Source organism: Kitasatospora sp. NPDC127067, from assembly GCF_042724755.1.
Classification (GTDB): domain Bacteria; phylum Actinomycetota; class Actinomycetes; order Streptomycetales; family Streptomycetaceae; genus Kitasatospora; species Kitasatospora lactacystinica.
In genome coordinates, this window is the sequence record NZ_JBHXEM010000059.1 from 1 (window position 1) to 14,089 (window position 14,089).

Consider the following 14,089-nt stretch of genomic DNA (forward strand, 5'->3'; position numbering starts at 1 on the left):
GCGAAGTCCACCCCGGAGAAGGTCTCCCCCTGGTCGAAGGACTCGCCGTGGCGGTTGTAGGTGCGGTGGTCGTCCGCGCCGAAGACGGTGTGTTCGTCGTACCGGCCCGACAGCAGGCCCGAGGCCAGCGGCACCCGGGCGAGGATTCCCACACCGGCCGCCTCGGCGGCGGGCAGCACCTGCTCCAGCGGCTTGAGCCGGAACGCGTTCAGGATGATCTGGACGCTCGCGACGTTCGGGCGGGCGATGGCCGTCAGCGCCTCGGCGCAGGTCTCCACGCTCACCCCGTAGGCGGCGATCCGGCCCTCCTCCACCAGGGTGTCCAGGGCGTCGAAGACCTCGTCCGAGGAGTACACCGGCGTCGGCGGGCAGTGCAGCTGCACCAGGTCCAGCCGCTCGACCCCCAGGTTGTCCCGCGAACGGTCGGCCCAGGCGCGGAAGTTGGCGAGGTTGTAGTGCTCGGGCCGCTGCTCGACCCGGCGGCCGAACTTGGTGGCGACGAACACCTCGGCGTCCGGGCGGTCCTTCAGGAAGCGGCCGATCAGCCGCTCGCTGCGGCCGTCGCCGTAGACGTCGGCGGTGTCGAAGAGAGTGACGCCGGCCTCCACCGAGGCCTCCAGCACGGCCAGGGCGTCCTCCTCGCGGACGTCCCCCCAGTCCGCGCCGAGCTGCCAGGTACCGAGTCCGACGATCGAGACGGGGCGGCCGGAGCGGCCGAGTACACGCTGTTCCATGGAGCGAGCCTCTCACGCGACGCCCCGGCCGCACCACGCACCGCTGCCGCACCACGCACCGCTGCCGGCTCACGACCCGCCGTCGAGGCGCCGCCTACCGAACGCGGGCCCGCCGACCGGACCCGCGGGGCCGTTGGGACCAATCCGCACCGCGGGCGGCTCCGAACATCCGGGGAGAAGCAGCTGAAGCGGTAGAAGCAATCAGAACACCCGACGGCACCACCTGTGAGGCCCCGCCCGTGACCGTATCGATCGCCCTGTTCACCCAGGACCTGCGGCTGCACGACAACCCCGTGCTGCACGCCGCCCGGTCCGCGGCCGACCGGGTCGTCCCGCTGTTCGTCCTGGACCCGGCCGTCGAGGACGCCGGATTCGCCGCGCCCAACCGGCAGGCGTTCCTGGCCGACTGCCTCGCCGACCTGGACGCCTCGCTGCGCCGGATCGGCTCCCGGCTGATCGTGCGCCGCGGCGAACCCGCCGAGCAGACGGCCCGGGTCGCCGCCGAGGCCGAGGCCGAAGGTGCGGCCGAGGGTGATGCCGGTGGCGGTCCCGCTCCCGTCACCGTGCACATCGCCGCGGGCGTCAGTGCCTTCGCGCACCGACGGGAGGCCCGGCTGCGCGAGGTGTTCGGCGAGCGCCTGCACGTCCACGACGCCTCGGTGACGGTCGTCCCCGCAGGCCGGATCACCCCGGCCGGCCGGGACCACTACGCGGTCTTCACCCCGTACCACCGCGCCTGGCAGCAGGCGCCCCGCCGCACGGTGCTCGGCGCGCCCCGGGCGCTCGACACCCCGGGCGGCATCGGCAGCGAGAACCTGCTGCTCACCGGGCCGCTCTCGCCCGCCCTGCCGCCCGGGGGCGAGAGCGCGGCCAGGGAGCGGTGGCGGCGCTGGGACGTCGACGCCTACGCCCGGGTGCACGACGACCTCGCCGCCGACGCCACCTCCCGGCTCTCCCCGTACCTGCACTTCGGCTGCCTGTCCCCGACCGAACTCGTCGAACGCGCCCTGCGGCACGACGGCGAGGGGGCGCAGGCCTTCGTCCGGCAGCTCGCCTGGCGCGACTTCCACCACCAGGTCCTCGCCGCCCGCCCCGACGCCGCGCACCGGGACTACCGCACCAGGGACGACCGCTGGCACCGGGACGAGCGCGAGGCCGAGGCCTGGCGGCAGGGCCGCACCGGCTACCCGATCGTCGACGCCGGAATGCGCCAGCTCGCCGAGGAGGGCTGGATGCACAACCGGGCCCGCCTGCTGACGGCGGGCTTCCTCGCCAAGTGCCTGTACCTGGACTGGCGGATCGGCGCCGCCCACTTCCTGTCGCTGCTGGTCGACGGCGACGTGGCCGACAACCAGCTCAACTGGCAGTGGGTCGCGGGCACCGGCACCGACACCCGCCCCAACCGGGTGCTCAACCCGCTGCGCCAGGCCGACCGGTACGACCCGGACGGGGCGTACGTGCGGCGCTGGGTGCCCGAACTCGCCCACCTGCCCGGCCCCGCCGTCCACCGCCCCTGGCTGCTCGACCCCGCCCCCGACTATCCGGCCCCGCTCATCGCCCCGGACGCCCTCACGGTCCGCTTCCGCGAGGCCCGGGGCCTGGACTGAGCACGGCCGGGGGCCCCCCCGCGGGGGGGGGGGCCCCCTTCCGCTGTGCCCGCGGGGCTACTGGGCGCCCGAGGTCGCCGAGAGGAGCTGCTCCAGCTCCTCCTCGCGCTCCTGCGCGGCGACGAAGAGCAGCTCGTCGCCGCCCTCCAGGGTGTCGTCCTTGCCCGGCACCAGCACCCGGCCCTCGCGGATGATGGTCACCAGCGCGGTGTCCTGCGGCCAGGCCACGTCGCCGACCCGGATGCCGACGAGCTCGGTGTCGGAGGCCAGGGTCAGTTCGACCAGGTTGGCGTTGCCCTGGCTGAAGCGCATCAGGCGGACCAGGTCGCCGACGCTGACCGCCTCCTCGACCAGCGCGGACATCAGCCGCGGGGTGGAGACGGCGACGTCCACGCCCCAGGACTCGTTGAAGAGCCACTCGTTCTTGGGGTTGTTCACGCGGGCGACCACCCGCGGCACCGCGTACTCGGTCTTGGCGAGCAGCGACACGACCAGGTTGACCTTGTCGTCACCGGTCGCGGCGATCACCACGTGGCAGCGCTGCAGCGCTGCCTCGTCCAGCGAGGTGATCTCGCAGGCGTCGGCCAACAGCCACTCCGCCATCGGAACCCGCTCCACCGAGATGGAGTTGGGGTTCTTGTCTATCAGCAGGACCTCGTGGCCGTTCTCCAGCAGCTCGCCCGCGATCGAGCGGCCCACGGCACCGGCCCCGGCAATGGCGACCCGCATCAGTGACCCTCCTCCTTCGGTCCCTGCGCGAACGCGGCCTCGACGGCCGTCAGGTCGGCCCGGCGCAGCATCACGTGCACCAGGTCGCCCTCCTGAACCACCATCTGCGGCGAGGGGAGCATTCCCTCGCCGAGCCGGGTGACGAACGCCACCCGGGTGCCGGAGGCCTCCTCCAGCCTGCTGATCCGGTGGCCGATCCAGCGCGGGTCGTACGCGACCTCGGCGAGCTGCACGCCACCGCTCGGGTCCTGCCACAGCGGCTCGGCGCCGCTCGGCAGCAGTCGGCGCAGCATCTGGTCGGCGGTCCAGCGGACCGTCGCGACGGTGGGGATGCCCAGGCGCTGGTACACCTCTGCGCGGCGGGGGTCGTAGATCCGGGCGGCGACGTTCTCGACGCCGAAGTTCTCCCGGGCCACCCGCGCGGCGATGATGTTGGAGTTGTCGCCGCTGGAGACCGCGGCGAAGGCGCCCGCCTCCTCGATGCCCGCCTCGCGCAGGGTGTCCTGGTCGAAGCCGACGCCGGTGACCCGGCGGCCGTTGAACCCGGCGCCCAGCCGGCGGAACGCGGTCGGGTCCTGGTCGACCACGGCCACCGAGTGGCCCTGTTTCTCCAGGGCTCTGGCGAGGGCGGAGCCCACGCGGCCGCAGCCCATGATCACGATGTGCACCGGCGCTTACCTCACCCGTCCCGAAGGGGCCTTGACCTGCGCAAACACCGTTCAGCTCCGTTTCCCGCCCGGTCGTCCGGGACGAGGTTCCTCGTGGGGGCGCCGACCCGGCAACGCTCGACAACCAGAGTGTTGCCCGCCGACTCGTATCCGACACGCTAGCCGGTCCACCGAACGCAGTCGCGACGAAGGGGGGGACAAACGGCGGAGCCTTGACCGGGGAGCCCCTACGATTCCTTAACGTGCCTATGCCGACTGACCTTCCGAAACGCATCCTGATCGGGCGCGCCCTACGCAGCGACAAGCTGGGCGAGACGCTTCTGCCCAAGCGGCTCGCGCTGCCCGTGTTCGCCTCGGACGCGCTCTCCTCGGTCGCGTACGCCCCCGAGGAGATCCTGCTCACCCTCTCCATCGCGGGCGCCTCGGCGATCCATTTCTCCTGGCAGATCGGCGTCGTCGTGGCGATCGTGATGCTCGCCGTGGTCGCCTCGTACCGGCAGAACGTGCACGCCTACCCCAGCGGTGGCGGTGACTACGAGGTCGCGACCGTCAACCACGGTCCGGCCGCCGGTCTGGTGGTCGCCAGCGCCCTGATGGTCGACTACGTGCTCACCGTGGCCGTGTCGACGACCTCGGGCGTCGCCAACGTCGTCTCCGCGGTGCCCGCGCTGCGCGGCCACGAACCGGTCCTGTCGGTGATCGTGGTCGTGCTGCTGATGGGCATGAACCTGCGAGGCGTGCGCGAGTCCGGGAGCGCCTTCGCCGTTCCCACCTACGCCTTCATGGTCGGCGTGATCGGGATGGTCGGCTACGGGGTGTTCCGGCACTTCGTGCTCGGCCAGGACATGCCCGCCGAGAGCGCCGGGTTCCACCTCGCCGCCACTCCCGGCAACGACTCGCTGGCCGGCTTCGCGATGGTGTTCCTGCTGCTGAAGGCGTTCTCCTCGGGCTGTGCCGCGCTCACCGGTGTCGAGGCGATCTCCAACGGCGTGCCGGCCTTCCGCAAGCCCAAGAGCAAGAACGCGGCCACCACGCTGCTGATGATGGCGAGCATCGCCGTCGTGATGTTCATGGGCATCATCTGGCTGGCCCGGCTGACCGGTGTCCAGATGGCCGAGAACCCGGCCGAACAGCTCGTCGGCACCTCGCCGGACTACCACCAGAAGACCGCGCTGGCGCAGATCAGCGAGGCCGTGTTCAACAACTTCACGCCCGGCTTCTACTTCGTCGCGGCCGTCACCGGGCTGATCCTGGTGCTCGCCGCCAACACCGCCTTCAACGGCTTCCCGGTGCTCGGCTCGATCCTCGCCCAGGACCGCTACCTGCCGCGCCAGCTGCACACCCGCGGTGACCGGCTGGCCTTCTCCAACGGCATCATCCTGCTGGCGATCGCCGCGATCCTGCTGATCCTCGCCTTCGACGCCGACCCGACCCGGCTGATCCAGCTCTACATCGTCGGCGTCTTCGTCGCCTTCAACATGAGCCAGTCCGGCATGATCCGGCACTGGACCCGGCTGCTGCGCACCGAGACCGACCCGGCCAAGCGCCGCCACATGCAGCGGAGCCGGGCGATCAACGCCTTCGGCCTGGTGATGACCATGGCCGTGCTGATCGTCGTCCTGGTCACCAAGATCAGCCACGCCTGGATCGCGATCGCCGCGATGGCCGTGCTGTTCGTGATGATGAAGGGCATCCGACGGCACTACGACCGGGTCTCCGACGAGCTCATCGCCGCCGAGGAGCCGGACGACGTGGTGCTGCCCACCCGGGTGCACGCCATCGTGCTGGTCTCCAAGCTGCACAAGCCGGCGCTGCGCGCCCTGGCGTACGCCAGGCTGGCCCGGGCCCACACGCTGGAGGCCGTCACGGTCAACGTCGATCCGGCGGACACCGCGGCGCTGCGGCGGGAGTGGGACGAGCGCGGCATCGAGGTGCCGCTCAAGGTGCTGGACTCGCCGTACCGCGAGATCACCGGGCCGGTGCTGGACTACGTGAAGAACCTGCGGCGCAGCAGCCCGCGGGACGTGGTCTCGGTCTACATCCCGGAGTACGTGGTCGGCCACTGGTACGAGCACCTGCTGCACAACCAGAGCGCGCTGCGGCTCAAGGGGCGGCTGCTGTTCAAGCCCGGTGTGATGGTCACTTCGGTACCGTGGCAGCTGGAGTCCTCGGAGCGGCGCAAGCCGCAGAAGGCCTGGTCGGCGCCGGGTGCCGTCCGGCGTGGCGAGCCACGCGCGCCGAAGGCCGTAAAGTCGAAGGATTCCGTCTCCACCGGTTCGAACGCCGGGGACACCTCCGACCGCAGCAAGGACTCCTCCCAGTGACCCGCAACACTCCGCCCCGTTCCTCGGGCTCCTCCGGCAAGGGCGCCCGCCGGGGCGGCTCCCAGCCCGGGCAGGTCTCCCGGCCGCGCTGGGGCCGGCCGGCCCGTCCGGAGGCCACCGATCGCGACGGCCTCACCGCGCGCACCGCGCCGATCGTCCCGGGCGAGCGGGAGGACCGGGAGCCCGCCGGGCCCGCCGCCGGCAAGGGCGCCGCGGGCAAGACGTCCGCCGGCAAGACGTCCGCGGGCAAGGCGTCCGCCGGCAAGGCCTCCGGCAAGGGCGCGCCGAAGGGCGCCGCCAAGGGTGCCGCCCAGGACGCGCCGAAGGGCGCTGCCGGGGCCGGCCGGAAGGCGCCGCGCAAGCAGGCGGTGCGGCCGCCCAAGGCGCTGCGCGCCGGCGCCGCGCGGCCGTCGCGGCCCGGGACGCCGTCCGGGGAGCCGCTGGTCGGGCAGCGCTACGAGGTCGAGGTCGGCCCGGTCGCGCACGGCGGCGGGCACTGCGTGGCCCGGCACGAGGGCCGGGTGCTGTTCGTGCGGCACGCGCTGCCCGGTGAGAAGGTCGTCGCACTGGTGACCGACGGGACCACCACCTCGCGGTTCCTGCGGGCCGACGCGGTGGAGGTGCTGGAGCCGTCCAAGGACCGGATCGAGGCCCCCTGCCCGTTCGCCGGTCCAGGCAAGTGCGGCGGCTGCGACTGGCAGCACGTCACCCCGGGCGGGCAGCGCAAGCTCAAGGCGGCGGTGCTGACCGAGCAGCTGGCCAAGCTCGCCGGGCTCACCCCGGCCGAGGCGGGCTGGGACGGCAGCGTCGAGCCGGTCGGCGGCAAGCTTCCGGCCGGGCAGGTGCCGGCCTGGCGCACCCGGGTGCAGTACGCGGTCGACGCCGGGACCGGGAAGGTCGGCCTGCGCAAGCACCGCTCGCACGACGTGCAGCCGGTGGACCGCTGCCTGATCGCCGCCGAGGGCGTCACCGAGCTGGGCATCGAGGCCCGCGACTGGCCGGGGGTGGCGAGCGTCGAGGTGATCGCCGCGACCGGCTCCTCGGACCGCCAGGTGGTGCTCACCCCGCGGCCGGGCGCCCAGCTGCCGCTGGTCGAGCTGGACAAGCCGGTGTCGATCGCCCGGGTGGACGAGCAGGGCGACGTGCACAAGGTGCACGGGCGCGGCTTCGTGCGCGAGCGGGCCGCCGGGCGGACCTGGCGGATCAGCAACGGCGGCTTCTGGCAGATCCACCCGGAGGCGCCGGACACCCTGGTCGACGCCGTGCTGGACGGGCTGGACCCGCAGTGGGGCGAGAACGCGCTCGACCTGTACTGCGGCGTCGGCCTGTTCGCGGGCGCGCTGGCCGACCGGGTCGGCGAGGACGGTGCGGTGCTCGGCATCGAGTCCGCCAAGCAGGCCGTGGTCGACGCCCGGCACAACCTGGCCGCGCTGGACAACGTGCAGATCGAGTGCGACCGGGTCGAGACGCTGCTGCCGCGCACCGGCATCACCGCCACCGACCTGGTTGTGCTGGACCCGCCGCGCTCGGGCGCCGGCCGCGAGACCGTCGCCCACCTGGTCGGCCTGGAGGCGCGCCGGATCGCGTACGTGGCCTGCGACCCGGCGGCGCTCGCGCGGGACCTGAAGTTCTTCCGCGAGGGCGGCTACCGGCCGGTGTCGCTGCGGGCCTTCGACCTGTTCCCGATGACCCACCACTTCGAGTGCGTGGCGATCCTGGAGCCGGTCGGGCAGTGATTCCGGGCTGATTCCGGGCTGATTCCGGGCGTTGGGGAGTCACGGCAGGAGGCGGTCACCCGTTCGGGGTGGCCGCCTCCTGACGTGTCCGGGGCCGGCTACTCGTTGTGCTCCTCCTCGTCGACGCTGTGCGGCAGGTCGATGCCGTGCTGGGCGGCGAGCCGCAGGAGCGCGGCGACCCGGCCCTCGTAGGCCTGGACGCCGTCGGCGTCCTCCTCGGCCCGGGCCGCCGCGAGGTCCCGGCGGGCCTGGGCGAGCTGCTCGCGCAGCTCCTGGTCGAACATGGCTGTCATCGGTAGGCCTCCGCACCGGTCGGCGCCCGCTCGGGGGAACGCAGGGGGGTCTTCAGCCTCCCGGACGGCGGGTCGGTCTTCAAGTCCCGCCCCTCCCGGCGGGGCGGGGTGGGGGGTGGGGCGGAGCGGGCGCGGGCGGCCCGGACCGGGCGGAAGGTCAGGTGCCGGCAATGTGCTGGTAAAAGATGGTGCGCGCAAGGCCGCCGGGCCCCGGGAGAGGGCTTGACGAGGTCATTCCCCGGGGCGAAGGTGAGCCGCTGACATGTGATGTGTGCCGTTGTACCGGCGTGCCGTTGCGCCGGTATGCCGTCGCACCGCCCGTGACGGCAGCCGCCCCACGCCGTCGGCCGGGGCCGGCCGGGTGCGCGAGGGGGAGCGTCATGGAGCTGGAGCTGCGGCACCTTCGCGTGCTGTGCGCGATCGCCGACACCGGGAGCGTCGGCCGGGCCGCCGTCCTGCTCGGCGCCTCGCAGCCGGCGACCAGCACCCAGCTGCGCCGGATCGAGCGCCACCTGGGCGCCCCGCTGTTCGAACGCACCACCGTCGGCGTCGCGCCGACCGGCTTCGGGGCGGAGGTGGTGGCCGCGGCCCGGGAGCTGCTCACCCGCGCCGACGGTCTGGGCCGCCGCCCGGAGGCCCCGGCCGGGCCCGTCCCGCGCGAGCTGCGGCTGGCGGCGACCAGCTCGCCGCTGCTGCCCGGACTGGTCACCAGGGCGCGGCACCAGCGGCCCGGGCAGCGCCTCACCCTGACGTCGGTCCACCGCTCCTCCGACATCGTCGAGCTGCTGGAGCGGGACGAGGCCGACGCCGCGGTGGCCGTGGACTACCCGGGCCGGGAACTGCGCCACGCGCCGTCCGTCGCGCACCGCGGCATCGTCACCGAGCCCGTCTTCGTCGCGCTGCCGGCCGGCCACCGGCTGCGGCACCGCACCGAGGTGGCGCTGGCGGACCTCGCGGAGGAGGAGTGGTTCCTGGCCCCCGACGACGGGGCCGGCTGGCACGGTGTGTTCCACGGGGCCTGCGCCGCGGCGGGGTTCGCCCCGGCGACCGTCCACGAGTTCCTCGGCGGCCGGCTGGAGCTCCAGGAGATGATCGCCGCCGGGCTCGGCATCTCCGTCGTCCAGGCCACCACCCGGCCGCTCGCCGAGGTGGTGGTCAAACCGCTCGCGGGGACGCCGATCTGGGTCCGGCAACTGCTGGTCTGGCGGCCGGCCGGGGTGGGCGGGGAGGTGGTGGAGACACTGCTCGGGGCGGCCGCCGCGGCGTACCGGGACCTGATCGCGGCGGCGCCGAGCTTCCAGGCGTGGGCCGCACGGACGTACCGGCCTTAGCGGTCGGGGCGGGCGGTGTTATGGCTGGACAGGGCTATGTCATATGACCTGTGACATTGTTCCGACCCTCCGCCGCTGGCAGGATCATGACGCGTTCCCCCAACGCCTCGGCAGTCCTCCCAGCGCCTCCCCCCACAGGAGAAGGACCCACCAGTGCGCCCACGGATACCACTCCCCACCCTGCTGGCCGGCCTCGTCGCCGGCTGCTGCGCCGCCGCCACGCTGCTGCCCGCCGCGGCCGCCTTCGCCGCCCCGGCTGCTCCCGCCGCCCCGGCCGCCTCCGGGGCGAGCGCCCGGCCCGCGGCCGGCGCCCCGGCGGCCGACCCGGGCTCCGCCCTGCCGAAGCCGCTCGGCGCCTTCCTCACGGTCGACCCGGTCGAGCAGTCCCGTGCGGCCGAGGAACCCGCCCCCGTCGCCAAGCCGCTGCCCCCGGCGCTGCTCGGGCAGCTCGTGATGGGCCAGCCGGCCGGCACCGCCGTGCAGACCGCGCAGCGCCCGGCCGGGCCGAAGACGTCCCCGGTCAAGCAGCCCCTCGCGGCCCGCGGTGCCGCCGCCGCGGCCGCCACCGCGCAGAGCTGCACCCCGGCCGACTTCGGCAGCCGCAGCGGGGCCGACCTGGTCTCCTTCCTGGAGGCCTCGACCCCGGACTGCGTCAACACGCTGTTCAACGTCACCGGCACGGACGCGGGCGCCGTCTTCAAGGAAGCGAAGATGCTCACCGTCGCCAACGCCTTCCAGAACGCGGCGGGCGGCTACACCGGCGACAACTCGACCGGCATCCTGCAACTCGTGCTCTTCCAGCGGGCCGGCTGGTACGTGCAGTCGAACAACGCGGGGGCGGTCGGCCCGTACGACGCGGCCCTGACCGGCGCCTCCAAGGCCGCCCTGGACGCGTTCTTCGCCGCGCCGCACCGCACCGACGTGAGCGACGGCAACGGCACCGTGCTCAACGAGGTCCTGGTGCTCACCGACAGCGCCAACCTCCAGGGCAGCTACCTGGGCGTCTACAAGCAGGTGCTGACGTCGTACGACAACTCGTACAACGCCTTCCCGAAGATGCTCAAGGCGGTCAACGCGGTGCTCTCCGCACCGCTGTGGCGGGGCAACTGGAACCCCGACTTCGTCAGCGCGGTCGGCGCCGACCCGAGTATCGGCGCCACCCTGGGCGACTTCGCCCTGAACCACAAGGACCTGCTCGGCACCGCCAACGCCTACCTGGACGTCAACGCGGGCAACGACCTCGGCCGGATGGCCGGCGACGGCCCGGCGGTCGAGGCCGCGGTCAAGGGCAAGGTCAAGGCCGTCCTCGACGGCGCCCGGATCACCGGCGCCACCGGCCCGCTGTACGTCCACACCGCGTACCAGGCCAACAGCTTCGACCCCGGCCAGTGCTCGTACTACGGCACCTGCGACCTGCCGGCCAAGCTGACCGCCGCGGTGCTGCCGAACCAGCTGGTCTGCGACAACCGCACCATCCTGACCGAGGCGCTCCCGCCCGCCGACCTGTCCGCGGTCTGCGCCAGCCTGCGCGGCGAGGACACCTTCTTCCACAAGCTGGTGAAGGACAACGGGCCGATCCCCGGTCAGTACGACAAGGAGCTGACCCTCGCGGTCTTCGCCAACCAGGCCGACTACCTGACCTACTCCTGGGCGATCTTCAACAACTCCACCGACAACGGCGGACAGACCGTCATGGACCCGACCGACCCGAACAACCGGGCCGTGTGCGTGATGTACCAGAAGTCCTGGAACGACGGCTTCACCGCCAACGTGTGGAACCTCAACCACGAGTACACCCACTACCTGGACAACATCTACGACCTCAAGGGCAACTTCTCCACCGAGATCTCCGTCCCGGACATCTGGTGGATCGAGGGCGTCGCCGAGTACGAGTCCTACGCCTACCGCGGCACCACCGACACCCAGGCGATGGCCGAGGCCGCCAGGCACACGTACAAGCTGAGCACGATCTTCCAGAACACGTACGGCAATTCGGACACCGTGCGCACCTACCCGTGGGGCTACCTGGCGGTCCGGTACATGTTCGAGAAGCACCCGGCCGACATCGACTCCGTGCTCGCGCACTTCCGCACCGGCGACTACCAGGGCGGCTACGCGGTCTACAACGGCATCGGCACCGGCTACGACGCCGACTTCGACGCCTGGCTCGACGCCTGCGCCGGCGGCGCCTGCTACGCGGCCGGCCCGACCGCGCTGTTCGGCCAGACCGTGAACGGCCCGACCGTCACCCTGACCGACAAGTCCGTCCAGACCGGCCCCGGCCGGATCACCGCCTGGCACTGGACCTTCGGCGACGGCGGCTCGTCCGACCAGCAGAACCCGAGCCACACCTACGCGGCCGCCGGCACCTACACCGTCGCGCTGACCGTCACCGACGACACCGGCAGGACCGCCAGCACCCCGACCTCCGTCACCGTGACCACCGGCGGAGGCGGCGGCCCCACCACCCCGCCGGCCTGCACCGACCCCCGCGCCGACGCGCTCGGCAAGAACTGCTCGCGGGCCGACCTGGCGGCGACCGCCGGCAACCTGGACTACCTGTACGTCTACCTGCCGGCCGGCACCAGCACCCTGAGGATCACCACCTCCGGGGGCACCGGCACCGCCTCCCTGTACTACAACGAGAGCACCTGGGCCTCGCCGAGCGCGTACACCGCCTCGTCCACCAACCCGGGCACCACCCAGAGCATCACGGTGACCAACCCGACGGCGGGCTACCGCTACGTGAGCCTCTACGCGAACACCGACTTCAGCGGGGTGACCGTCAGCACCCAGTTCTGATCCGCCTCCCTTCCGGCGCGGGCCGGGTCCGTGGCAGCCGCCGCGGGCCCGGCCGTTCGGCGTCCCGGTGACGGCGAGGTTGCGCGGGGGCGTGCGGCAGGTGTGCGGGCGGTGTGCACGCGCCCTTGTTGTGCTAGCACTTGAGCGCTAGCTTGAACGGCATGGGTAAGAAGCAGCTGAACGTGCGGGTCGACGCCACGACCGCCGAGATGGCCCGGGAACGGGCGGAGCAGCAGGGGATCTCCATGAACCAGTACATCGAGCGCCTGGTCCAACAGGACATGGGCGAGTCCGGGCGGGCCTTCGTGGACGCGGCCGCGCAGTTCATGAAGGAGTACGAGTCGGCCTTCCTCGCCGAGTTCGGGGAGCCCGGCGACCTCCAGGACGTGCGCCGTTGAAGCTGGAGGTCGACCTCTCGTGGCTGCTCATGACCGCCGAGCAGTACACCCCCGGTGACCCGCAGGTCACCGACTACGGCTCGCTGCTCGCGGCCGTCACCCGCCACCAGGCCGAGATATTCGACATCGCGGTCTACCCCGAACCACAGGACCGCGCCGCCGCGCTGATGCACCAGCTGATCCGGGTGCCAGCCCTGGAGAAGACCAACGAACTCTTCGCGACCGCCGTCGCCTACGCCTACCTGGTCGCCAGCGGCTGCACCATTGCCACCACCGCCCGCGAGGTGCGCAGCCTCTCCCGGGCCATCCGCGAGGGGCGGCTCGGGGTGTCGGGCGTCGCCGAGCGGCTGGCGGCCTGGATGGTGGACGAGGCGGAAGGGGAGGAGGTCACCGGGGCGGACGAGGAGGACGAGGACGACGACTGATCGGCGCCGTCCTCGGCCGGGCCCCCGGGGCGCCGGGCGGCGGGGCCGCTGAGGGGCGGGCTGCTACTGGGCGGTGGGCTGCTGCCGGGCGGGCTGCTTCTGGGCGGTGGGCTGCTGCCGGGCGGGCTCCTACTGGGCGGCGGGTTCCGCGATCAGGGCCGTCGCGAAGGTGCGGAAGCCGGCCCGCCGGTAGATCCGGGCGACGTCCTCGTCGGCGGCGGACAGGAACACCGTCCGAACCCCGTTCGCCCGGGCGTGCGCGACCAGCGCCGCGGTGACCGCCAGGCCCAGCCCGCGGCGGCGCGCGGACGGGAGCGTGCCCACCCCGGCCACCTCGGTGACCGGGCCCACCGGGTTGTGCTGGCCGGCGCACAGGGCCGTGCCGTCCTCCAGGGCCGCGGCCAGCACGGTGGTGCCGGCGGCGATCCGCCGGGCGACCTGCTCCGCCGTGCCGTCGGCCGTCAGCCGCGCCGCGGCCGTGGCGAGCTCGGCCGCACCGGTCGGGCCGACCGCCGTGCCCGGATCGCCGAAGGCCAGGTGCGGGACGGCGAGCGCGGCCGCCAGTTCCGGCGCGTCCGGCGCCAGCACCCGGACCTCCACCGGCTCCGGCAGCTCGGGCGCCGGGGCCGCTTCGTCCTGCGGGCCCAGCACCAGCAGCGGGTGCTCGTGCACCGTCAGGCCCGCCGCCTCGACCGCCGCGCGCAGCTCCGGGGTCTGCTCGGCCACCCACTCGAAGGCCTCCGGGACACCCAGCTCCCGCTGCCGCTCCAGCACCCGGCGGACGTCCTCGGCGGTGGCGGCCGGGCCGCCGTGGCCGAGGGCCGGGCGGGCGTAGTACGGCCAGCCGCCCCCGTCGCGGACGAACAGGGTCAGCGGTCCGAAGTCCTCGGTGCGGGCGGCGCTGCGCGGCACGGCGTCGTAGTAGCGCTCGATCTCGTCGAGCAGGGGGCGGTCGGGAACATGATCAACAGGGGTCACGGCGTGCATCCAAGCAGGGGCTGTGGCGCGGTGCCACCGGATTTCCGGGGCACGTCCCGGGGTC

The 14,089-nt window shown here is 73.2% G+C and carries 12 protein-coding genes; 7 read left to right on the forward strand and 5 right to left on the reverse strand.

Features of this window, described 5'->3' with window-relative positions; genetic code table 11:
• On the reverse strand, positions 1-734 hold a 734-nt coding region (locus tag ACFWJ4_RS23115; protein WP_380546575.1), incomplete at its 3' end, for an aldo/keto reductase.
• A 239-nt stretch (positions 735-973) separates the two neighbouring features.
• Here ACFWJ4_RS23115 and ACFWJ4_RS23120 point away from each other — a divergent pair.
• Entirely contained in the window at positions 974-2,341 is a 1,368-nt protein-coding gene (locus tag ACFWJ4_RS23120; protein WP_380546577.1) for a cryptochrome/photolyase family protein, read from the forward strand.
• A 57-nt stretch (positions 2,342-2,398) separates the two neighbouring features.
• On the opposite strand, the gene ACFWJ4_RS23125 is transcribed toward ACFWJ4_RS23120, so the two are convergent.
• Both ACFWJ4_RS23125 and ACFWJ4_RS23130 read right to left on the reverse strand, forming a co-directional pair.
• Positions 2,399-3,070: a TrkA family potassium uptake protein gene (locus ACFWJ4_RS23125; protein ID WP_359909904.1), complete on the reverse strand. Its 672-nt coding sequence runs from the start codon at positions 3,068-3,070 to the stop codon at positions 2,399-2,401.
• Positions 3,070-3,738, reverse strand: coding sequence for a TrkA family potassium uptake protein (locus tag ACFWJ4_RS23130; protein WP_359909907.1), 669 nt, complete (start codon positions 3,736-3,738; stop codon positions 3,070-3,072). The genes ACFWJ4_RS23125 and ACFWJ4_RS23130 overlap by 1 nt, the downstream gene beginning before the upstream one ends.
• A gap of 248 nt (positions 3,739-3,986) precedes the next feature.
• On the opposite strand from ACFWJ4_RS23130, the gene ACFWJ4_RS23135 reads away from it, so the two are divergent.
• Complete coding sequence (locus ACFWJ4_RS23135) at positions 3,987-6,062, forward strand: APC family permease (RefSeq protein WP_380546579.1); 2,076 nt, start codon at positions 3,987-3,989, stop codon at positions 6,060-6,062.
• Between the two features lie 386 nt (positions 6,063-6,448).
• The gene (locus tag ACFWJ4_RS23140; RefSeq protein ID WP_380546629.1) at positions 6,449-7,798 is read left to right on the forward strand and encodes a class I SAM-dependent RNA methyltransferase; all 1,350 of its coding nucleotides are present in this window, start codon (positions 6,449-6,451) and stop codon (positions 7,796-7,798) included.
• Positions 7,799-7,896: 98 nt separating this feature from the next.
• On the opposite strand, the gene ACFWJ4_RS23145 is transcribed toward ACFWJ4_RS23140, so the two are convergent.
• Positions 7,897-8,091 carry a hypothetical protein gene (locus tag ACFWJ4_RS23145; RefSeq protein ID WP_380456687.1) on the reverse strand — a complete coding sequence of 65 codons (195 nt, stop codon included), beginning with the start codon at positions 8,089-8,091 and terminating at the stop codon, positions 7,897-7,899.
• Positions 8,092-8,471: 380 nt separating this feature from the next.
• Here ACFWJ4_RS23145 and ACFWJ4_RS23150 point away from each other — a divergent pair, with 380 nt between their 5' ends.
• From ACFWJ4_RS23150 to ACFWJ4_RS23165, 4 genes are all read left to right on the forward strand, one after another.
• Entirely contained in the window at positions 8,472-9,422 is a 951-nt protein-coding gene (locus tag ACFWJ4_RS23150) for a LysR family transcriptional regulator (protein ID WP_380546581.1), read from the forward strand.
• A 153-nt stretch (positions 9,423-9,575) separates the two neighbouring features.
• Entirely contained in the window at positions 9,576-12,224 is a 2,649-nt protein-coding gene (locus tag ACFWJ4_RS23155; protein WP_380546583.1) for a collagenase, read from the forward strand.
• A gap of 161 nt (positions 12,225-12,385) precedes the next feature.
• Complete coding sequence (locus ACFWJ4_RS23160; protein WP_049659744.1) at positions 12,386-12,622, forward strand: toxin-antitoxin system HicB family antitoxin; 237 nt, start codon at positions 12,386-12,388, stop codon at positions 12,620-12,622.
• Complete coding sequence (locus ACFWJ4_RS23165) at positions 12,619-13,047, forward strand: fic family toxin-antitoxin system, toxin component (protein WP_359909922.1); 429 nt, start codon at positions 12,619-12,621, stop codon at positions 13,045-13,047. Before ACFWJ4_RS23160 ends, ACFWJ4_RS23165 begins: the two co-directional genes overlap by 4 nt.
• 129 nt (positions 13,048-13,176) lie before the next feature.
• Here ACFWJ4_RS23165 and ACFWJ4_RS23170 read toward each other — a convergent pair whose 3' ends face one another.
• A complete protein-coding gene (locus tag ACFWJ4_RS23170) occupies positions 13,177-14,025 on the reverse strand; it encodes a GNAT family N-acetyltransferase (RefSeq protein ID WP_359909925.1) in 849 nt (282 codons plus the stop codon).
• Positions 14,026-14,089 lie beyond the last annotated feature (64 nt).